Source organism: Acidobacteriaceae bacterium (assembly GCA_028283655.1).
Lineage (GTDB): Bacteria > Acidobacteriota > Terriglobia > Terriglobales > Acidobacteriaceae > Granulicella.
Window position 1 is genome coordinate 1,828,543 of the sequence record JAPWKE010000003.1, and the last position, 21,425, is coordinate 1,849,967.

Sequence of the window (21,425 nt, forward strand, 5' to 3'; positions counted from 1 at the left end):
TATCATTCCAAAGTCCGGCGCGGGCGTTCCGCTGCCTGCTCTAGTTCGACTGCAGAGCAGGCTCGGAGTGCCTGCGGATATGCCTAGCCTTCCAGACCAGCGATATGCCTACGATACCCTGGAAGATTATCTGTGCACTTAGAAGACCCAATAAGGACCCGCTCATTCCTAGCCACTTCGCCATTGGCATGGCAAACACAAACGCAAACCCGGTCATCACGAGATAAGAGAAGAAGACAGGCATAGTGAATTCTAGAGCCTGTAAGCCAGCCCGGAGAGGCCCACCTATAAATGAGATGAGGTAGAGCGCGGCGTAGAGACGCAAAACATAACCATAGGAGCCCATTTGTGGTCCGTAGATCAATTTAAGCAACAATCCGGGCATAATAGATATCAATGCGGCATATAGGAACGTCAGGCCGCCCCATTTCCAAATCACCGAGCGAATGTAACGTAGCATCGCCGCAAGCCCCCCGACGTGGAGTTGCCGTGCACTCTCGGCTGGAACGATGTTTTCCAGACCTAGAAACCAGATGTTTGCGACACCCATCACGTTCTGCGATGCCTTAAGGACTCCGGCCGCAGCGACACCGTAGTAAACGGGGGCGGACAAAATAAAAAGATTGCTCGACGTCCACACAAGCAGAGCGGATCCTGTGAGCCAACGAGATATCTTCCAGTGTCGCCACCAGATCATCCGTATCCACTCGGCTTGAAACCGGATCCTTTCCAGCCAGAAAGAACCTATAATCAAGCCCAGAATGGAAGTAGCGGCCATGGCCCAAAGTGCCGATGCGCTGTTGAGCAATTTTGCTCGGTGCAGCAGACCGATGAGCAAGAGTTGAGGAAGATAGCTTAGGGCATCATCCCAAAGCGCGCGCTGGCTCTGACGAGTGGCGAAAAAATATCTTCGCACGAAATCCTGACCTTGATAGGCAAAAGCTGCAACAGCAAGCGGTAATGCTAGATGTGAGATTTCAGGATGGTGAAAGACGCCACTACACGTTCTGACGCCAAAGAAAATAAACGAGAAGCAGAGTAGCAGAAGACATATTTCTTGGGCGACTACTGCACCAAAATATAAGGGCCTGTCTTTCTCTTCCTGCTTGGGCCCGATGCTCATCATCGGTGCGACAATTAGTGCAGTCTGTAGGCTGTTCACAAACAAGATCGCCATCCAAGTGAGTGCAAATTGGCCGAATTCGTGAAGCCCCATAAAGCGAGCAAGCATTACATTTGTGAGAAAACTCACCGCACTAACGAGTCCCTGATCCACCAGAGCCCAAACCTCTCGACCAAGAAAAAGACCTAGTGGGCTCTTCTTAATGAGTTCTTTCCATGGCGCGATGGGCATCTGGTTTTCAGTTCTATTTGTTGCAACCGGGGGTGGGATCAAATTTGCCATTCCAGAAGCGGCTCTTAGCGTGCTGCAACAATGGTGGCCGAAGCCGCAGACGACAGGATAGATGAGGCCGCAACGAAACTTGCCTTGAGCTTACTCATGGGCACGTAGACAACATCTTCGGCCTTTAGGGCGATTGGCTCCTGCTTTCCATCTGCAATTTGGTCATAGGAAAGCCGAATGTCGGCGATCGTCCCGTCTGCATTGCGACGCACAACCCGAAGGCCTCCCGTCTTAGCCTGCAACGCGGTCCCGCCTGCGAGTGATAATGCCTGGGCAACGTTCAGTGAGCCGTCCTCCTGCATAACGTAGCCACCAGGATGGTTTACAGCGCCCAATACGTAGATAATACCTGCGCGCGGAATCACAATGATATCCCCGGGCGAAATTTCCGTCTGTCCAGTTGCCTCGTTGCTTGTGCGCCGAGAATAGAAGACGACAGTTTCAGAACCAAGTGGCTGTCCGTCGTGGCGAATTCTTACATCCGCGCCAGCCAGAGGCGTGACGCCGCCTGCTTGGGCCAATATATCGGTTAAGTGTGCCGGTCCGATCACCGGAAAGCGTCCTGGGTTTGAAACTTCGCCGAGGACAGTTACGAATCGACTCGCGTATTGAGAAATATCTACATTAACTTGGGGATTCACTAGTATTTGCTCGCTACGCAAGGTCTGTTCGAGCATTGTGGCAATCTCCGCTTGCGTCATTCCTGCAACGTGTCGCTTCCCGATCAGCGGAACCGCAATATCGCCATTCGGATCGACGCGGTACTGACCTGTGAACTCGGGAGTTTCATAAATATCGACGCTCAACAAATCACCGGCACCAACCCTGAGTTTAGAAAAATCTTCAGGGAGCTTGACCGGGCCAAATTCTCCTCCGCTGGTCTGACTCTTTGCTGCAGATTTTGTCTGGAGGGTCGATGTTGCTACGCTATCAGTCGACGCAGATTGTGCGTGGATTCCGATGGACATGAGACCGAGGACTGCAATGCTTAGCGAGGTCAGGCTACTTTTTCCCATAGTATGCCTCGATATTGTAACCGTAGGTATAACGGTATTCCCCCGCAGACATCTCGACCGCCTCCATCACAACACCAACCATATGGATTCTGTTTCTCTGCAAGATTTGCACAAAGCGGCGGAGCGCCTTGCGACTTGTTTTTCCTGCGCGGATTACACCAATTGTCGCGTCACAATAGCTCGCGATCTGCACAGGGTCTGCTACCGGTAAAGCCGGCGCGTTATCGACAAGAATGAGATCAAATGTTTCCTTAGCTTCTTTGAGGACTTTACCCATATCGCCTGAGCTAATAAGTTCTGATGCGAGTGCCGTGATTGGTCCTGACGGAAGAATCCAGAGGTTAGGCTGGTCGGTGTGCTGCTTTACGAGGTCAGTGACTTTGCCTTGCCCCGAAAGGAGGGTTGAAAGGCCCTCAGCACCAGACACGCGGAACAATACGTGTTGGCGTGGACGGCGAAGGTCGGCATCGATAATCAGCACCCTTGTACCCGCCGCAGCAAAGGCGTGACCGAGATTATAGACCGTGAAGGTTTTCCCCTCCCCGCTCAAGGAGCTCATAAAGGCAATTGTACGAATCCTCCGTCCTGCGCCAGCGAAGCCCAGGCCGGACCGGAGGCTCCTGAAAGCCTCGGCAGTCGGACTCTCAGGCTCGACAATGAACGGGCTGCTCTCCACAGCTCCCGCCCCGCCATATCGGCGGTTCGCTGTGCGATCAAACAAGGGTATGATCCCAAGGACTGGAACTCGCGTCAGGGACTCCACTTGGAGAACATCTGCTAGTGTGTCATCGAGACTTTCTAGGACGAAGGCAAAAACAAGGCCCAAGAACAAGCCTGCGGCAAGACCAACAACGGGAGAAAGCAGTCTACGTGGCGAGTAGGGGGTACCTGGAACACGAGCAGGATCTGCAAGGGTTACATTCGTTGCGGTACCACCCGCTTGAATATTTGCTTGCTGCAATTTACCGTAAAGAAGATCGTACAGCTCACGACTGGATCGGGCTTGCTCCATAAGAATCCCAAGCTGCACCACGTCTTCATTCAAGTTGCCCGCCACCTTCTTCTGCGCTTCATATTCGCCGCGTATGGCAGTTTCGTTCGCGCGCGCGAGTTGTAACTCGCTCTCAGCACGGTGTTCGACCTTTCCTATCTCGAGTTGGATTTGCTGCTCGGTCGCGGAAAGACGAGTCTGCAGTGCTTTCATGTGGTCGTCTCTGGGACCGTACTTTGTTCCGGCCTCGGCAATAAGAATTCTAATTTGCGCTTCTTGAGCACGAAGGGACGTGAGATTGCTGATTGACTGCTCTCCAAGTAATGAACTGTTATCTGGGCTCGTCTGGATTCCTAATCCTCCAGGAGAGGCCGAAGCTATTAGATCTGGATTACCAGTCTTGACAAGTCGATAGACCGCCTCGGCCTGCATTCGTCGTGCCGCAGCCCCGGTAAGTTCACTATTCAATGCCGTCAGGCGATCTAACTCCTGGATATGAACGCCCCCCCCCCCGCTCGTGCCTTGCTTACCGCCTCCCGAAGATGAACCCAATGAGCTTAGTCCAAACATCTCTGCCGAAAGGTTATGGCTACGCTCATATTGCTCCACGTCGTGCTGGGAACGTTGAACCTCGTCTGCCAAACCAGACAGTTGATTTGTGAGCCAAGATGAAACGTCTTTGGAAGAGGTGAAGCTGGAACTAAGTAGGTACGATTTGTACTCCGTAACGATCTCATTGGCGACCTTGGCAGCCGTTTTCGGATCGGTGCTGGTGAAACTGACCGTGATTAGGCGCGAATTCTCCACAGAAGCGACTTTGAGGTGCGACTTGAATGTACGTATTAAACTTTCACGCTGGGCTGGCGGGACGTGTTCTGGATCTGCAAGCCGCGGGTCTGAGCCTGTGGCAACATCGCGTTGACCACCAGGAAGCATGCCAGTGTTCTTCATCACGGCTAAGGCGATCGAATCATTCGTAATCACGGCAACTGCCGTTTGCATCTGAACCTTCATCTCGTCAACGCCGCCTGTAGCCATAGAGGCTAGATCAGAAAGCAAGTTGCTATTGTTTCCCTCCTTCATCTCGATTGTTGCAGTGGCAACATATTTAGAGGGGGAGATAATTACGTAGATAATGGAAAGAAGAAGCCCCACAGCAGCGAAGCCGATAACAACGTTCCGCCATTTCCACGGCACGAGAAGGATCTGCTGAAGAGAAACTTCGTCTGCTATATCAGTGATGGGAGCCCGATCGATAACATCAGCCGGCTCCTGATCTACAACATGCTCTGTGTTATCGCTCAATTGGGACCGATTTCCTTCAAAATGATGGGAGCAAAAGCATAGATCCGTACCGCCGTCACATGCCTACTTCGGTGAAACTCAAATCTATCATCCTCGACTTCATGAGTGGCGGGCAACAACCAGCCGAGCCAAACACCTTAAGAGGCAAGCAGAGTGCCGCCAAGGCCCAATGGAGGGTTCGACCTGACTTTCTTGCAGATAGCGGTTCGTCTAAGTAGCTACTCCACCAGTATCAAGCAGCATGAAACCATCTGTCAAACAAAGACCCTCGGTTTCCGGAGATCCGCCCAGCGACATCAGTTTACAGGCATTAGATGATTTTACGCAAATGCAAGGTGGTGCACCGAACCATCCTCTGGCTCTGTCCATTATATAGTGAACACATGCGAGTCCTAATATCAGCGTATGCCTGCGAACCCGGCAAGGGATCGGAACAAGAGATAGGCTGGCAACGTACACTTGAGATGGTAAAGACGGTTGAAGAGGTTTGGGTCCTCACCCGCAGTAACAACAAGGATCCTATAGAGCGTGACCCTCGCTCTCGTAATCCAAACCTTCACTTTATCTATTTTGATCTGCCTCAACCGCTGAGAGCTCTGAAGAAGAAAATCCCAGGTTTTCTTTACCTCTACGTTTACCTCTGGCAAAGGGGTGCCTTTCGCGTAGCTCAGGCACAACAGCAAAAGACTCCTTTCGATGCGGTGTTCTACGTGACGTTCTCCGGCATGATGACGGGATGCCCCTTGGGAAAGTTGGGGTTACCATTTATCGTTGGGCCCGTAGCCGGCGGCGAAGTAGCACCATCGGGTATAATGCATTCGCTCCCTCTTCGGTTTCGCCTTTTCGAGGCGGTCCGTCGGCTAGGTATCTCAGTTCAGAGAATTAGCCCCATCACTCAGCAAGCCTATGATAGGGCTTCCCATATTTTCGTTACTAGCAGAGAAAGTCTACAACTCATATCGCCCCAGAAGCGACATAAGGCCAGTATCCTATTGAGCGTTGGCCTTTCCCCAAGTGACTTGGCTCTTCCAATGAGCGAGCGTCCGAATACACCCAAGTTTGTGTGCATTGCGAGACTGCTGCACTGGAAAGGTATCCATCTGGCAATCAAAGCCTTCGCACAAGTCGTATCCGTTTTGCCAGATGCAAGCTTGGATATCCTCGGCACCGGGCCCCACAAGGACTGGCTGCATTCAGTCGCGGTCAAATGCGGTGTTGAGAACAAAGTTCACTTCATGGGACACATGGATCGCCAAGCCTCCATGGATTACCTGAAGCTTTGTACGGCTCTCGTTTTTCCGAGTATGCATGACTCCGGCGGGATGGCCGTGCTGGAGTCTCTAGCCAGAGGGACTCCGGTCATCTGTCTTGATCTGGGAGGCCCCGGAACAATGATAGATAACAGTTGCGGCTATAAACTGGAAACTGCAAACCGCCACGAGGGTGCGATCGTACAGGAGATCGCACAGGCGATGCAGATGTTCAATCATATGTCAGACGCCGAATACAACGCTTACGCGATGGGCGCTCGGGATCGAGCGGCACAACTCACATGGACTAGATTGCACAACAGTATCTTTGAACAATCTGGCTTGGTTACAACATTAAAGATTCCTGATTCAGAATAGACGGCAGAATGATATACCTCTTCGCCAGACGAAACAGAAGAGTCATAGTAATGACGCAAGCTCGTCCAGCCTTGCATCGTTCAAGGTAGAATTCGCTTATGCATATCATCAAAACGTCTCTTCCTGACGTCCTACGTGTGGTACCTAAAAAGCATGGCGATGATCGCGGCTGGTTTGCAGAAGCATTCAGCAAGCAAACATTCGAGGATCTGAAGCTTCCGACAGATTATGCCCAAGAGAATCAGTCCTTCTCTCGCTATGGTGTTCTCCGTGGACTCCACTATCAACTTGGCAAACCCCAAGGCAAGCTCGTTCGCGTGCTGACTGGTCATATCTGGGATGTTGCGGTCGACATCCGCCCAGCGTCGCCATACTTTGGCAGATGGGTAGGCGTCGACCTCCGCGAAGAGAGTTTAGAGTATTTGTGGATTCCCGAGGGCTTTGCGCATGGCTTCGTAGTATTATCTGAGACCGCAAATGTCTTGTATAAGACTACTCAACCGTATTACCCCGATGGCGAACGTGCAATCCGTTGGAACGATCCACAATTGGCGATTAGCTGGCCCTTGGACCATATTCTACCGGCAGTCTCACACAAAGACGCTCATGCTCCCAGCCTCACTGAAGCAGAGCTACCCCAATAGTGATCTAGACGCTAGTTGGTAGGCAGAGCAGATCTCGAATAGCTATCCCGATCCAGAACGGGAATAGTACCTAAGCATTTCCCTATCTAGATACCTTGGCTTTTAGCCGAGCTTACCTGGAGGTTGGGCTTCTCCCAATTCCCTGGTATTTTCATACGGTATCCTGTTTCTCAGGAAGTTGCACGACTGCCTGACCGATCTTTCGTACCAATGAGTTTGTTAGTGTAGTGCATCAATCCTCTTGTATCGATCGATGCAGGATGTGGCCTGCCATTCCTCCGGGGCCGGCGGGCGGTATCCCAGCGAGGAGTGCGGCCGGACGGTGTTGTAGTTTCTGCGCCAGCGTCCCGCCAACACCCGCAGCTCCTTCAACGAGTAAAAGATCTAGCCGTTGAAACTCATCCTCATCTTCGAGTTGAAGCTCCCGCAGCGGCCGTTCTCCCACAGCGGGCCGGATTCAATCTACATCGTCTTCGCTCCCCTATCGGCAAGCCACTTGCGCAGGTCGTGCGCAATGAACTCGGGCCGTTGTCGGAGCGAAGATGCTCAGGAATGCCCTTCGTGACCATCGCATCGGCCAGAGCACCGATGACCTTTCGCGCTCGACCAGCGGCATTCGAACCGCACCATAAGCGCCTCCCTCGTGTGCTCATCGATCTGGTTCAGCGTCCTGGCCATGAGGGGGCTTCGTGCGTGCGCACATTCACCAAGGCGTAACTCCAGAAGTGGCTCGCGTGCGTGGGCCCAAGCCGCACGTCCGCCATAGCGGCCATACTGGCCAGTCACGATCACTTGTGTGAGCTTGTCCTCGTCTGCCCGTTGCGTCGGACGTACCCAGTCTCTATCACTCAGACTGGTACAAAAACGCCGGGCAGACTACCGCCGGATCACTCCCTCGACTTGAACGAGATTCTGTCTGCCGATTGCACATAGTAGCTGAATAGGATCCTGCGGGCGACGACGCGCGCGAGATAGCTAGCCTTATACCAACCATGTATCACATCTGACGAATCCGCTCGAAAGCAGGACTGTTCCCCTACCCCCCCCCCGCAATCTATTTTTGCGAGACGGCTGTGAAAGATCGAAAATCAGAAGATTTTTAGCGTTAGCGGGTATAGCCAGTATGCTTACTTGCTTCGCTGTTAACTCCTGCCCTACTCATCTTTATTTCATCCTCACATCCTCAAAACAGATCAGGTAGTTGCCCACAACTAGAAGACGCTCTCCTCCAACACCCGCCTGAGATATGTAGCGTAGCTACTTTTGCCCAGCCGATCAGCTAAGACCCTCACCCTCTCAGCATTAATCCATCCATTGCGCCATGCGATCTCTTCCGGGCACGCTATCTTTAACCCTTGGCGTCGCTCTACGACATGAATAAAATTGGCTGCTTCCAATAGTGAGTCATGCAAACCTGTGTCGAGCCATGCAAACCCACGTCCCATTATCTCTACATTCAGCCGATCCCGCTTGAGATACCACATATTCACATCTGTGATCTCTAGTTCGCCACGACAAGAAGGACGTAGGCTCTCAGCCACAGTTGTTATCTCGGCATCATAAAAGTAAAGTCCGGTTACAGCATATTTTGATTTAGGGCTTATCGGCTTTTCTTCAAGTGAAATCGCGCGCTGGTTACCATTAAATTCTACGACACCATAACGTTCTGGATCACTCACAGGATATGCGAACACAGTCGCCCCTGAGGTGCGCTTCGCTGCCTTCTCCAATATCTTAGCCATATCGTGGCCAAAGAAAATGTTATCGCCAAGTACGAGACAACAGCCTTCACCTGCAAGAAACGCCCTACCGATCAAGAACGCTTGAGCAATGCCATCCGGGGATGATTGGATTGCATACTGCAGATTGAGGCCCCATTGACTTCCGTCGCCAAGTAACATCTCGAAACGAGGCGTATCAATTGGCGTAGAAATAATAAGGATTTCGCGGATTCCTGCTAACATAAGCACAGACAACGGATAATAAATCATTGGCTTATCGTAGACTGGTAAAAGTTGTTTCGAGACAGCCTGCGTTACAGGGTAAAGTCGCGTACCGGATCCACCGGCTAAAATGATCCCTTTCACTGGTGCATACCTGCTTTCGCCGCGCGGCGCGCGTAATTGCTCTCGATCCAGTTTTTGTAAGCGCCGCTCTTAACGCTGTCTACCCACTGGCGATTACTGAGATACCATTCAACGGTCTTCCTAAGGCCTGTCTCGAAAGTCTCTGCAGGCCTCCATCCGAGCTCACGTTCGATCTTTGTCGGGTCGATTGCATAGCGTTGATCATGTCCCGGACGGTCATCTACATAGGTGATAAGTCGATCATAGGGTTCCGCAGCGGGGCGCAATTCATCTAGTAGCGAGCAGATTGCCTTGACAACGTAGAGATTTGTCTGCTGATTGCAGCCGCCGACATTATAACTTTCACCTATTTTTCCTGCGTCGAGCACTCTGCGAATCGCAGACGTATGATCCTTCACATACAGCCAGTCACGCACCTGCTGGCCGTCGCCGTAAATTGGCAGAGGCTGCCCTGCCAAGCCATTCTCTATAACAAGAGGAATGAGCTTCTCTGGAAAATGATACGGACCGTAATTGTTGGAGCAATTAGTTTCCAGTGTCGGCAGATTATACGTATGGTGCCACGCACGTACCAAATGATCGCTGGCGGCTTTAGAAGCCGCATAAGGACTATTGGGCGCATATTGCGTTTCTTCATTAAAGGCGGAGTCATTAGGACCTAGTGTTCCGTAAACCTCATCCGTCGAAACGTGATGAAAACGAAAGGCATCACGCTCACACGTTTTCAGACTCTCAAAATATGTACGTGCGGCGCTCAGCATCTGAAATGTACCGGTTATATTTGTTCGAAGGAATGCCTCGGGCGCCGCGATGGAGCGATCGACATGACTCTCTGCAGCAAAATTAACCACAGCACCGGGACGATACTCTGAAAACACGCGTGCTAATAGCGTGGCGTCCGATATGTCGCCGTGCACAAAAGCGTAATCAGGATGGTTCTCAACGGATGCGAGCGTCATAAGATTGCCGGCATAAGTCAGCTTATCCAGATTAACAACAGGCCCGAGTCCTAGATTCAACCAATCAAGAATAAAATTTCCGCCAATAAATCCAGCTCCACCGGTGACAAGAATCGGCCTTCGCATCTGGTTTCTCATTTCATGTTAAGATCGGCAGCATTCCAAGAGCTTGCTGAACCCCAATGGCCATCGGAACAAACGCACTCAACACTGATAAACAGTTTCGACATTACCTCTCTCGCGAGAGTACGGTTGCACCCACGTACTGGCAAGCTTAATCACACGCCTGAGGCTATTCTAACAACGTTTTGGAGCGACAAAGTTATCTCGCTGATTCTTTAGAAAGATAGGTGGCAGGAGACATGATGCAAAAACAGGATGTCATTCAGGCTGCGGAATAACACAACCGCCAGGATGGCGCGCGATTCATTGTCGATGACAAGCTATCACCGGCTCAGTTCCTTTCTTTTTCCACGCCTCTGCATCAAGAGAGCCAGAGCTACACCGAGGATCGCTCCTAGCATGTCGACAAGAACATCTGCTCTTTCGACGGGCGCATTATCGAACAAATGCTCATACCACTCGGTTCCGGTACCAAGAAGCCCAACGACGAGCAGAACCTGAATGGGGCGTCTCGGCCAGCCGAGCACAAGGAAAATCGCTAGCGTTCCAAAAGGCGCGGCATGAGCTAGATCGTGAGTTATACCATATGTTTTGAAGTGAAATCCAGAACTGCTGACACGAGCAATGGTCGCACAGACGATGCAGAGGCCGAGCATTATTCCTGCTCGACGCGATTTTCGTTCGCTCAGTTCTCTAGATGACGGTCGCACTTGTGTGATTTTACGCCGGGGAAGACCTGCGCAGAGTCTGCACGGAACGCATCTTAGTATTATGGAGGCCGACATGGCATCCGTCACCGACAAAGCGGAACTCAAGCCGGGCTTGGTCCTCACCGCGGCGATGTGGAGCATCGCACGTCGTACTGCCCGCATGAAGATTCCCAAGGCCGACCGCTACAAAACCGTTTCCCTCAAAGCAACAGACATCGACGTGACGCGGGGAGGCGACGGGGCAGGCCTAGAAGGAAACGCTGATCACGGAGCAGACGTGCGACCATTGGCGCAAGGAGTACAGGGGTTGCAGGTGGACCAGGCGAAGCGGCTGAAGGGAGCTTGGGCAAGAGAACTAGAAGCTGAACCGACTGGTGGAACCTGATCTTGGAGAAGCTTGTGCTGAGGGACACCGGGGAGGGAAACTTCTAAGCCCTGAGCGACGGCGCAGTGCGGCGGATCATGTGCAGCAACAAGGCATGAGCGAGCGCTGGGCGTGCCGTGTGGTGAAGCAGCCACGCGGCACTCAGCGCTTCGGCCGACACAGCGCGAAGACCAAGACGACTCGCACAAGCCAATTCGATGTTCCTCCGTAGCCCAATTACTCAGGTCGTACGACAGTTGGAGCACCTTACCAGTGGTGGAAGTAGAGGAGTCCAATGAGGAGATCGTACCTTCGTCTTTTGCTTATCCCGACTGCTGAGATACTTGCATCCGTGGTTGTGTGTGGCATGGCACTCCGACTGACTGGGCAGGTGAGCCGCCACACTTTTGGTTGTTCGAGGGCTTGCGTCTGGAATACTGGTGCGGCTTCGGCTTGCTGTTCACGAGCATCTGGTTGGGGGCACGAATGGGCTAGCGTGGGCAAATGTCCACGCTAGCTCTTGCCATGGTGGGCGCGCTGTTCGCTTGCAACCGAAGTGCTGACCTCGATCTACTTCTGGAAAAAGCTGCCTTCTAATCAGGTCGGCTACTTGGGATGGTCGAGTCATCAACGGTACCTCGTCGAACACCTGACCACATCTGTCATCGTCATGCTGCCTAGTCTTCTTGTCATGTACATCAGGGACAGGCGTCGGAAGTCGCAGTCCCCAATCGCTGCAACGGTTGCAGGGCGTTAGTCCGTAGGCGGGTGGTGGTCTGAGTCCTGTAGAGGCTCCGGTGGGATGTCCCTCCGGCCTTCGTACCGCCGAAGCAAAGCGCGCTGCCTACGGCATCGGGTTGGCGCTACGACACGTCACCCCCGAATGGGAGCTGCGGAGGAACTGAAAGTTCCTCCGCGCGAACCAATGGAATGAGCGGCCTACAGCGGATAATCGCGAAAGTGCTGGCGTTTACGAGTTGCTGTGGGTGAACCTACTGAAAACACAGGGCCGGAGCATCTGCGGCTTAAATCCCCTCCGCTCCGTCGTCCGTCAAGGCTCTGCGCTGCGCTCCGACCGATGGCGCGGCACTGCGTGGCCCTGACCGACGCCTCCGCTGCGGGTGTTGGCTGGTCATGAGGAGCATGTCTGCTCGTCCGTCCTCAAGAGAACCGGAGTGCGACTGCGGAGCCGTTCGGGGCAGCATCAGTGGGCCAGCGGAGGACGGTCAAGTAGACACCATCCCTAAGCCTGTCGGCTTAGAGCGTGGCTGCTGGGGCGGCACACTCGACCAGAAACCGTACAACGCCGGACGTGTCCGGCCCTGTACGAGCATCGTTCGAGGTCACTTGCGGAGCTTCTTCTTGGCTGCATTCTGCCGCTTCTTCACATCGCGGATCACGTCATCGGCGGCCCGGTTCCGGCGGATGGACGACGAATCCCGTCCAGAACTTCTACCTCGTAACTATTACTGCATGTTCTACACCCAGTCCGTATCCGGGCGCTCTGACCAGTGTTCTGTCCATCGAGATGACGGCTCCGGGCTGAAAGCCTGAACCGCTCTTGCCGGAGGATGCGGTCAAGATTTACGACCTGAGAGAACGGTTCGAATTGAGTCTGAAGGCCCATTGCGGAGGGCTAGTGCGGTATTAGCATTCCGCCGGACAGCAAGGTTCGCGCAGTTGAGCTGAAGACATATCTGCGGGACACGATCTACAGCGACGATAGCGCCTGGCTGATCCTCCTTCCCCTCTCCGCCTGACAGATTCCGTGCTTTCCGTCTATCTACTGTGGTTCTCCTTGGGGCATAAACTGCAACTGCACACCAGCCGGAAGCACGAGCAACGCCACGGACGCCGTACCAAAGGCCCGTGATTGCTTAACTGATTGCACGGCTCCCGTGACGGCGGCAACCGTTCCAGATTGGAGCGTGAAGGTGTCTTTGGGAGATTTCTTCCAGCCGCCGGCTTTGAAGCTCCGTGCCGTTTGGAGGCCAGCCACTTTCTACTAATTGGTAACAGAGACTCCGGCAAGAGGACAACATACTGCCGTGTTCCTAGTTCCCCATCACAACGGGCCGTTGAACTGCGTACCAGTTTCGAGAGAACATGAGAAGGTACCAATCGGCATGATACCTGTCTAAATTAGGGAAAAATTGTTATATGCCATCGGCGATGTCCCTCAGGACCCCAGAATCCGTGCGCATTGTATTGAGCTGCCAGCGCCCGCCCCCGGCCGGATTCGACGGAAGTCACAGCGAAGCCGGCAAGTTGCTTTCCTGTAATCGGTTCACCACAGCGGGAACACAAACTGCTACACTTATTGACTAGACCCTATTCTTTGTCATTAGCAATCAGCACAGCACCCATGATCGATGAGCGCTGCGCATCAGGAGGCTTTATGTTGAACTTACGTCACTCCGCCTTGGTTCTTGCTTTTGTTGTTGCGGGCGGTATGCTTTCCGGGCACGCGCAAGCGATACCAACAGCCACCCACGGCGGTATACTCCAAGTCGGCGCTGGCTTTTCCACGAGTAAAACCGACCTCATGGACGTAGGAAATAAGAATATACAGGGACTGACGATCTATAGCTCTTTCGACCTCGTGAACCTGGGATTAGAGGCAGATCTCCACTTCACCAATATAGTGACACCCAAGGATTTCGGAGAAAACTCTTTTCTTCTCGGACCGAGATACGTTTTTCGGCTCGGGCGATTCGAGCCTTACGTCAAAGTCCAGGCAGGCCTCGGCCAAGTTAGAAATGATGAACCCTGGATCCACATTCAGGGAGCTCCCGACTCCTACTTTGCTTATGCTTTTGGGGGGGGACTAGACTTCAAGCTGCGTCACCATATTAATGTTAGGGCGGATATCGATTCTCAGAGCTGGCCAGGGTTTCTGAAACACGGGCTGACACCCTACGTCGCCACCGTCGGGGCCGCTTATAGATTTCGCTAACGACGGTAGCAGCGCAAAACCTTCGACTGGCAACCCCTTTTATATCGGTATGGCCTCGCCGTCTTGCTCTAGCCAGTGGCTTTCTCCATCATGCTGTCCTAATCTCGGCGCATCATGTCCCGAGATTGGATGACATCAACGTTGCGTGGAGGTTAGAAACGTATATATAGATCTGGTGGGAATCGTTCGGCGCTGTCGCATCTCATGAGAGCGCGTTTTCCGAAGATGTAGTGTGTTTCATAAGGCCTACGATAGATACCATGCCTTGTCTTCGGCGGCGGCAATAGAAGAGACAAAGGTAATCTCCGGTGTTTCATGCTCTTTCTCTCATTGCAGTAGCCGTATTGAACTTGTAAACCTATACAGCTACACTCCCGACATGCCCTATCTCACCCTCAAGAGGAACGCACTTCGACCCATCCTCCCATTTGCGTGTTTTTTTCTTTTTCTCCCGATAGCCGGTGCCCAGTTCCCTTCGTTGCTTTTGGCCTCTCCAAATGCCGACGAAAACTACCACCCCCAGCACAGTGGATTCACCCCCCCCCCCAGAGGCCGGGAACAATCACTTACCTTTATACCAGTGTCCTGGGATCAACAGTTACCGCAAGTACATGGCCCCGTCTGCCCAGTGGATGAGCCCTCAGCTGCACTCATCCCCATTAAAGAACATATACCTGCGGATGAATTAGGCTCTACATACATTCCGGTCGATAGCGCCATCTACTCTATGGCATTGCGACTCTATTCGCTTGGATATATCAACACTGCCTTCATCAGCATGCGCCCTTGGACGCGCCGCAGCTTACTGCACATTTTAAAACAGTCGCAGTCTTCCATCGTACAGGATGGTAACACGCAAGCAGTTGCTATCCTCGCTCGCCTGAATACATTACTCATTGAAGAGACACCGGGTAACAATTTTGTCCGCGGTGGCGTCTACGGAATCGAGTCTGTTTACATGCGGATTGCCACTATCCGTGGACAGACCCTAAGAGACAGCTACCACCTTGGCGAAACCATTAACAATGACTATGGTCGACCCTACGAAGCTGGATTTAACAACATCACTGGTTTCTCCAGCCTCAATGAGTGGAAGCGCTTTTCACTCAACATTCGCGGTGAATATCAGCATTCCCCCTCTTCTTTGGGTTACTCCCTGGGCGTATCACAAGCCTTGGCCTCGCTCGACGCTTATAAATTCACTCCGCTCAGCAAGCCTTTGGACAGCACTATTCCTTACGGCTATCTTGCGGAGCAAAACACATTTCGCTTGGTTGAGGCCTCCCTCTCATTTCATCTCGTCGGACATGAAATTTCAGGCGGTAAAACCGACTCATGGATGGGGCCTGCGGAGGGCGGGGCTTTCGCATGGACCAACAATGCTGAAAACATCTACGCGTTTCGAATCAACCGCGTAGAACCGTTGCATCTTCCCGTACTCTCTAAGTTACTCGGTCCGATCCGGTATGACTTCCAAGTCGGCTCATTGAAGGGCCATAACTCGCCGCGTGCTCCTTGGGTCCATTCCGAGATGTTCGCATTTCGTCCCACCTCTAACGTGGAATTCGGCTTCCAGCGCACCGTCATTTGGGGCGGAGAGGGCCACGAACCAGTCACGTTGCATACCTTTTTTCGAAGCTTCTTTTCATTCGAAGATACCGAGTCTGATCCTAGTGCCAAGATCGGTTCTTCAGACCCGGGGGCGCGTTTCACGGCTTTCAACTTTTCCTGGCGTCTGCCGCTTCTTACACATCGTGTGACACTTTATGCAGATTCCGAAGCACATGACGACGTAACACCTCCAAGTGCACCACGCCGCGCTGCCTATCGTCCGGGACTCTACATCTCCCAATTCCCCACTATTCCCAAGTTGGATCTGCGCGTGGAAGCCGTCAGTACTGATACCTCCACACTGCGTAGCATTAAGGGGTCTTTCAATTACTTCGAGGGTCAGCAACGACAGGGTTACACCAATAAAGGACAAATCTTCGGTGATTGGATTGGACGCGAAGCTAAAGGGGGTCAGACGTGGTTGACATATCATTTATCCGCCAGTGAGTGGGTGCAACTTCAATATCTCTACAAGAAGACGCCTAAAGACTTTATCCCGAACGGCACAACTCAGCACCAACTGAAATTAGACATCGTGAAAGATTTTTTCCGCAATAAAATGCAGCTTCACGCGTGGCTCCAACTCGAGCAATGGAAAGCGCCAATATATATTCCGGGGCGCACCACAAATACCATTGCGGCGGCGCAAATCCGCTGGTTTCCAAAGCTGCGCACCACGCCTATCTCGGTCAACGGAAAGTAATACATCTAGTCATCTGGCAGTTAGATTAGAGCCTGGGTAGAATGCGTGTAAGGAAAGGCATTTTGCAGGATCAACCGCAAGGTTCTTCTGCTCACAATTAGCAGTGAATCTGCGGATCGAGACATCGCATGCTTTCTTGTCGCGTCATGGAGAATTCGGACGAAACAACCCGAGGCGACAGTCGGATTCGCAATTCATATTGGGAGCTAGCCGCCGTTGACAAGGGTGCAAGCTGAGTTCCCGACTAATGCGAGGATCGCAACCTATCTGCCGCCTCATCTGCGGAGACCTTAGCCGCGACTAGATCAATTTGCCTTATCACATATTCCTGCATCGCGGTGCTTGCTGCGCGGGCGTCAGCATTTTGCTCAATGTTGAGACAATAACCCGAACTGAGGAGTCTCCATCCCACAAAGTGTCCCGCTTGTCTTGAGGTTTTCACAATTTGATGGCACGCGCTCGCGTTTTTTTGGTCGAGCTCCGAAACGGTGTCGAGATTATGCCGTAGTGTCGCTAAATAGAACTCCCGGGCGAGATCCATTTCCATAGCTATTCGAAGCAGTCGATCACCATTTGCGTAGATGCTGTCATGCCGATCCTCCTCCTCCAACAGCCGCGTGACAGAAGCTTCTATCTTCTGATGATCGGCCTGCTGTTGCGCGGTGAAGTCTCCTGATGAGATCACAGACTTCAACCCTATAGGATCCGTAAGCTTCGCCTGAAACTCTTGGACTATGTCCCTCATAGCTGGAGAGATCAACGGCCTTGAATCAGGCGGAGCGGGGGTGGCTGCCAACAAAAGTGTAAGCGTGACGACGGTCAGATGCATAGCAACTAGGATTGAGCAAGTCCAGTGACCGCGTCAATCTAAATCTGCTTCCGATCATGCCATACCATAGAGAGGCCATATTGACAGGACCCAGGTTACACGTGAAACTTGGAGACTAAGCAGAACGAATCCATCTTCAGTTGTGCCCCACGACCGGGCCCGGCAGTCAATCCCATATCGCATTAGGAGTTTTACATGAATTTGAAGGGCAAGAAAGCTGTCATTTGCGGGGCCGGCGGCTTCGTCGGTGGGCACCTAGTCAAGTACCTAATGGCCCAAGGGATAGATGTCGTCCGTGCGGTGGACATCAAGCCTCTGGACAGGTGGTACCAGACTACTGACGGAGTCGAATGTGTCTCGCTCGATCTAAAGGGGAAGATCAACTGCGAAGCTGCGGTTAGGAATGCCGACATCGTCTATCAACTCGCCGCGGACATGGGCGGTATGGGCTTCATAGAGAAGAATAAGGCGCTCTGCATGCTCAGTGTACTTACGAACACGCACATGCTGTTAGCCGCCAAGGAAGCCGGCGTAAGTCGTTTTTTCTACTCTTCCTCGGCATGCGTATATAACGGGGAGAGACAGACAGAGGCGAACGTCGTACCACTCAAAGAGTCGGACGCCTATCCTGCGTTGCCGGAAGATGGCTACGGTTGGGAGAAGCTCTTTTCCGAGCGCATGTGTAAACATTTTGAAGAGGATTATGGCATGACCTGTCGTGTAGCCCGTTACCACAATGTCTACGGGCCGGAAGGCACATGGACCGGCGGTCGCGAAAAGGCTCCTGCAGCGATCTGCCGGAAGGTTATCGAGGCTAAAAATTCCGGCAAACATGAGATCGACATCTGGGGCGATGGAAATCAAACGCGGAGCTTCATGTATGTCGACGATTGTGTAAAGGGCACTCAGATGATCATGGAAAGCGACATTGACGAGCCGATTAATCTCGGGTCGCATGAGATGGTGAGCATCAATCAGCTTGTCGACATCGCAGAGCAGATTGCAGGTGTCACGCTGAAGCGGACGTACAATCTAAATGCGCCCAAGGGAGTCAACGGACGCAACTCTGACAACACAATGATCTTGGAGAAGCTCGGCTGGGAACCTTCGATCAAACTACTCGATGGTCTGACGAAAACCTACAAATGGATTGAAAATGAGATCGCCGCAGGTTCGAGGATAAAGTACAACCAGTAATCAGCAGACCTTTCGACTATTGATTGCTCAGCATTTCCTTGGAATGCCATTGTCGTCTGACGAACTTCTAACGATGGTGCGCGCCGCGCAGAACTCTTTCGCGACTTCCCCTATGCGCTAGGATACAAGAAACGTCGTTCTGCTGTGGATATCGATCAGAGGCCGGCAAGGGCTCTCATTACGTCGCGGACAGGAGCCGGAAGGCGCTTATTGCCACGCGCCCTCCCAACGTTAGGTTGGATATGTGGCGTCCGACTGGACCTATTCTCTTTGCATTTCGGCGATAGCTCTTTCACACTTCTTGGACATTGCGATATTTCCCGCAAAGGCATATTGATTCCGCAACTTGCCCAAAAGTCTGATCACCGCAATCAGATCATCCGAAATCGATGCATTCGTAACGCCGCTGCGAATGAACTGAGAGATGGTTTGATTGGTTTTGCTTGCGGCCCGTTCTATCTTCTGTAGGTCTAGGGCACTGAAGCGTATTGGGACGATTTTCGTCATAGCCTGGTCCTTGTCAAGCCTCGGACGACCGATTTTCTTTTGTTTAGACATGGTTGGCATTAGCTCTCATTTCGGCCACGATGGCGGTGCATACAGTCGCCCGCTGGTGCGGCAGGGAGGACTTATCAGTCCGGAAAGATGACATGGTCCACATACGCCACCGTCAATATTATGAACCGGCGTCAGCTGTTTTCTGTAAAAGGCCAGGACCCTGGCGAGAATGATAATGGTTATCCGTCGGGAGTTCATATTCGATTTAAAATGCCCTTGCGAGCAAAGTCCTCTGGGATGCCCTTGCAAACCGCTTGGCCCGGTATGTAATTCCCAATGATTTTGAAGTAGCTTTTCGACCTGCGTCATACACTCCTCCAGCCAAGGGGCGCACGTCTTGAGCTTTCGAGAAGCCGGATGGAGGCTAACAAACTCGGGAAGGGTCAACCTACAACGCCTTTTGTTCGCGCCACAAAGGATTGTGCATTTGAGACCGTCAGGATGAACAGTTGTCCGACCACGATCAGGTACCGCCAAGATTATGTCATTCCTAAAATGCAAGAGGTATAGTTCCCGAATTCAACACCCCGCTTGAGCCTGGACCCCTTGCAACCGCTTGAACAAGCGGGGGTGGACGGACAAATGAACGGATGACAATGCCGCGAACCAATCCCGGATGGGAAGATGTATTATAATCTAGCGGCTAGAATACCCAAATAGCATTGTGCCGATGACTGAGGAACTGCCATGACCAGATTGCCAATCGTACTCACCTGTTACTTCGTTGTGAATTTGATCCTCGCTATCTATACTCACTTGTCTACAAAAGCAAGCACGTCAATTCGACCCCGACGCGGAGAATTAATCGTATTTTCCGCATTCATGATTTTGTTGGGATTACCGATCATATTAATCAGGATTAATATCCATCTGATAGGAATTTTCGCTAGAAGGACTTTTGCGAATAGATAGCGAAGTCTGTCTTACGTTGAGCGTGAGACTAACCAGCTGCTGTTTCCAGAGGGATGTTCCGCTCAATTCCCTAAGCCAGCTCACCTTACAAGCCATGGCAACCAAGAATGATTTTGAGTCCTTCCAGGATGCCAATAACAAATTACCATCAAAACGTTGAATCTTTTTTGAGTACAGCAGCGCTTTTCCAGAATAATCTGCAAGTCTTCCAATACCTACAGAAACATCCAGGAACTCCACGCGAAGGGCTGCCCGGGGTCGTGGCATGGTACGTGAATAGCATGGATCCTGTGGTTGCAGCATGGACAGCGGCTGGACATACCGATGTGCTTGCCTTAATGCCTCGCGAGGAAGTGCGGCGGAATACGGAACTCTATCTTCAGCTCCAGATCATTGGTGATACCTACACGAACCGCGTTCTGCCTGTCCTCAGCCGATGCAGTTCCTACGTCTCCCGCACGAATGATCCAACCACACTCTCTCCCTCTGAAATTAATGAAGAGGTCAGCTGCATCAGTGAACTGGTCCGTATGCAACAGCTCTGCGGCATCTACCTTTGGCAACTCAGTGAAGAACAGCCTGACTTTGGGCCTGGACCATCAGAGACTCAACTAAGGATGTTGAACTCGGACCAATCCCTGTCAGAGCTTTCGAAAGAGTATCCCAAAGCATTCAAAATGACGCAGCATCGACTCGAGCAGATACTTGGGAATTCGTCGCCAAGTACGCTAGACAAGTCTCCTGCTGACCAAGAGGAGAGAAAACACTAGGGGGATTATAAAGCGTGCTGAGGCGCACGATATAGCTATCTTGTGCAATAGCTATATCGAGATTCCATGATTAGGTCCAATTTGTTGATCGTTCTGCGGGACCTTAATGAAGAGATGATGTTCCGCTACGACCGAAATCGTATGGGCACTCTGCTGCAAGACTTCGTGCTCTAGGGCGACGGGCAACTTCTCGCGGTGAAGATTTGCGCATCATGCGCTCCACGCGAGACGGCGACGTAGGCCATTAGGTTATTGAGCAGGTCTTTCGCGCCAAGCTCCGTATCGACATGCACTAACACTCATTCAATCTGGCCTTAGCTCGAATGACCGGTCACGGCGTAACCATGATCGAGATGTCGGTTCCGCACCGGATCACTCTCAACGAGCGGCCATCATCCGTTCGCACACCCGTCCGCCCATCAGTGATTCGTTCAACGGTTGCGAGTTCACGGTTAGCGATCTTGAGTCATTGTCGGGCGCGGTGAATTGAAATCGCCCGCTCATCATGCGAATGCCCGCGAAAATGAGCCCGCCGAAACAGATGACAGCACCTGCATAGATTGCGAAGGTCTTCTGGTGCGCAGCCGGCGAGCGGGGGCCGGAAGCAGGTGCAGGGAGAAACCGAACGGGTGTCTCCCTGCCGCGCGTCGAGCGCGC

The 21,425-nt window shown here is 52.3% G+C and carries 15 protein-coding genes; 7 read left to right on the top strand and 8 right to left on the bottom strand.

The window, feature by feature from the left end; translation table 11 throughout:
- Positions 1-40 precede the first annotated feature (40 nt).
- Genes PW792_10530 through PW792_10540 form a run of 3 tightly spaced genes read right to left on the bottom strand, consistent with a single transcriptional unit; the run spans position 41 to position 4,717 of the window.
- Positions 41-1,405 (bottom strand): hypothetical protein, encoded by a 1,365-nt coding sequence (locus tag PW792_10530; GenBank protein MDE1162363.1) that lies wholly within the window; start codon positions 1,403-1,405, stop codon positions 41-43.
- 14 nt (positions 1,406-1,419) lie between these two features.
- Positions 1,420-2,373, bottom strand: a complete 954-nt coding sequence (locus PW792_10535; GenBank protein ID MDE1162364.1) for a polysaccharide export protein — start codon at positions 2,371-2,373, stop codon at positions 1,420-1,422.
- Between the two features lie 34 nt (positions 2,374-2,407).
- On the bottom strand, positions 2,408-4,717 hold the full coding sequence (locus PW792_10540; protein ID MDE1162365.1) for a polysaccharide biosynthesis tyrosine autokinase: 2,310 nt from the start codon (positions 4,715-4,717) through the stop codon (positions 2,408-2,410).
- Positions 4,718-5,181: 464 nt separating this feature from the next.
- Between PW792_10540 and PW792_10545 the strand changes: the two genes are divergently transcribed.
- Positions 5,182-6,345: a glycosyltransferase gene (locus PW792_10545; GenBank protein MDE1162366.1), complete on the top strand. Its 1,164-nt coding sequence runs from the start codon at positions 5,182-5,184 to the stop codon at positions 6,343-6,345.
- 98 nt (positions 6,346-6,443) lie between these two features.
- A complete protein-coding gene (rfbC, locus tag PW792_10550; protein MDE1162367.1) occupies positions 6,444-6,989 on the top strand; it encodes a dTDP-4-dehydrorhamnose 3,5-epimerase in 546 nt (181 codons plus the stop codon).
- A 1,211-nt stretch (positions 6,990-8,200) separates the two neighbouring features.
- On the opposite strand, the gene rfbA is transcribed toward rfbC, so the two are convergent.
- Both rfbA and rfbB read right to left on the bottom strand, forming a co-directional pair.
- Entirely contained in the window at positions 8,201-9,076 is an 876-nt protein-coding gene (gene rfbA / locus PW792_10555; GenBank protein ID MDE1162368.1) for a glucose-1-phosphate thymidylyltransferase RfbA, read from the bottom strand.
- The gene (gene rfbB, locus PW792_10560) at positions 9,073-10,161 is read right to left on the bottom strand and encodes a dTDP-glucose 4,6-dehydratase (protein ID MDE1162369.1); all 1,089 of its coding nucleotides are present in this window, start codon (positions 10,159-10,161) and stop codon (positions 9,073-9,075) included. The genes rfbA and rfbB overlap by 4 nt, the downstream gene beginning before the upstream one ends.
- Before the next feature lie 780 nt (positions 10,162-10,941).
- Here rfbB and PW792_10565 point away from each other — a divergent pair.
- The 3 genes from PW792_10565 to PW792_10575 all read left to right on the top strand — a co-directional run bounded on the left by PW792_10565 (position 10,942) and on the right by PW792_10575 (position 16,502).
- On the top strand, positions 10,942-11,253 hold the full coding sequence (locus PW792_10565) for a hypothetical protein (GenBank protein ID MDE1162370.1): 312 nt from the start codon (positions 10,942-10,944) through the stop codon (positions 11,251-11,253).
- Between the two features lie 2,377 nt (positions 11,254-13,630).
- A complete protein-coding gene (locus PW792_10570; GenBank protein MDE1162371.1) occupies positions 13,631-14,188 on the top strand; it encodes an outer membrane beta-barrel protein in 558 nt (185 codons plus the stop codon).
- Between the two features lie 727 nt (positions 14,189-14,915).
- Positions 14,916-16,502, top strand: a complete 1,587-nt coding sequence (locus tag PW792_10575) for a capsule assembly Wzi family protein (GenBank protein ID MDE1162372.1) — start codon at positions 14,916-14,918, stop codon at positions 16,500-16,502.
- A 244-nt stretch (positions 16,503-16,746) separates the two neighbouring features.
- On the opposite strand, the gene PW792_10580 is transcribed toward PW792_10575, so the two are convergent.
- Positions 16,747-17,196: a hypothetical protein gene (locus tag PW792_10580; protein MDE1162373.1), complete on the bottom strand. Its 450-nt coding sequence runs from the start codon at positions 17,194-17,196 to the stop codon at positions 16,747-16,749.
- Between the two features lie 330 nt (positions 17,197-17,526).
- Between PW792_10580 and PW792_10585 the strand changes: the two genes are divergently transcribed.
- Positions 17,527-18,528: an NAD-dependent epimerase/dehydratase family protein gene (locus PW792_10585; GenBank protein ID MDE1162374.1), complete on the top strand. Its 1,002-nt coding sequence runs from the start codon at positions 17,527-17,529 to the stop codon at positions 18,526-18,528.
- A gap of 261 nt (positions 18,529-18,789) precedes the next feature.
- Here PW792_10585 and PW792_10590 read toward each other — a convergent pair whose 3' ends face one another.
- Positions 18,790-19,095 carry a hypothetical protein gene (locus tag PW792_10590; GenBank protein MDE1162375.1) on the bottom strand — a complete coding sequence of 102 codons (306 nt, stop codon included), beginning with the start codon at positions 19,093-19,095 and terminating at the stop codon, positions 18,790-18,792.
- A gap of 840 nt (positions 19,096-19,935) precedes the next feature.
- Positions 19,936-20,238, bottom strand: a complete 303-nt coding sequence (locus PW792_10595) for a hypothetical protein (protein ID MDE1162376.1) — start codon at positions 20,236-20,238, stop codon at positions 19,936-19,938.
- A gap of 41 nt (positions 20,239-20,279) precedes the next feature.
- Here PW792_10595 and PW792_10600 point away from each other — a divergent pair, with 41 nt between their 5' ends.
- Complete coding sequence (locus PW792_10600) at positions 20,280-20,768, top strand: hypothetical protein (protein ID MDE1162377.1); 489 nt, start codon at positions 20,280-20,282, stop codon at positions 20,766-20,768.
- Positions 20,769-21,425 lie beyond the last annotated feature (657 nt).

Excerpts from the sequence above, each read along its gene's own strand:
- PW792_10530 (MDE1162363.1), bottom strand. The coding sequence starts at position 1,405 with ATGGCAAATTTGATCCCACCCCCGGTTGCAACAAATAGAACTGAAAAC.
- PW792_10535 (MDE1162364.1), bottom strand. The coding sequence starts at position 2,373 with ATGTCCATCGGAATCCACGCACAATCTGCGTCGACTGATAGCGTAGCA.
- PW792_10545 (MDE1162366.1), top strand. The coding sequence starts at position 5,182 with ATGGTAAAGACGGTTGAAGAGGTTTGGGTCCTCACCCGCAGTAACAAC.
- rfbC (MDE1162367.1), top strand. The coding sequence starts at position 6,444 with ATGCATATCATCAAAACGTCTCTTCCTGACGTCCTACGTGTGGTACCT.
- rfbB (MDE1162369.1), bottom strand. The coding sequence starts at position 10,161 with ATGCGAAGGCCGATTCTTGTCACCGGTGGAGCTGGATTTATTGGCGGA.
- PW792_10565 (MDE1162370.1), top strand. The coding sequence starts at position 10,942 with ATGGCATCCGTCACCGACAAAGCGGAACTCAAGCCGGGCTTGGTCCTC.
- PW792_10570 (MDE1162371.1), top strand. The coding sequence starts at position 13,631 with ATGTTGAACTTACGTCACTCCGCCTTGGTTCTTGCTTTTGTTGTTGCG.
- PW792_10575 (MDE1162372.1), top strand. The coding sequence starts at position 14,916 with ATGGCATTGCGACTCTATTCGCTTGGATATATCAACACTGCCTTCATC.
- PW792_10585 (MDE1162374.1), top strand. The coding sequence starts at position 17,527 with ATGAATTTGAAGGGCAAGAAAGCTGTCATTTGCGGGGCCGGCGGCTTC.
- PW792_10590 (MDE1162375.1), bottom strand. The coding sequence starts at position 19,095 with ATGCCAACCATGTCTAAACAAAAGAAAATCGGTCGTCCGAGGCTTGAC.
- PW792_10600 (MDE1162377.1), top strand. The coding sequence starts at position 20,280 with ATGGATCCTGTGGTTGCAGCATGGACAGCGGCTGGACATACCGATGTG.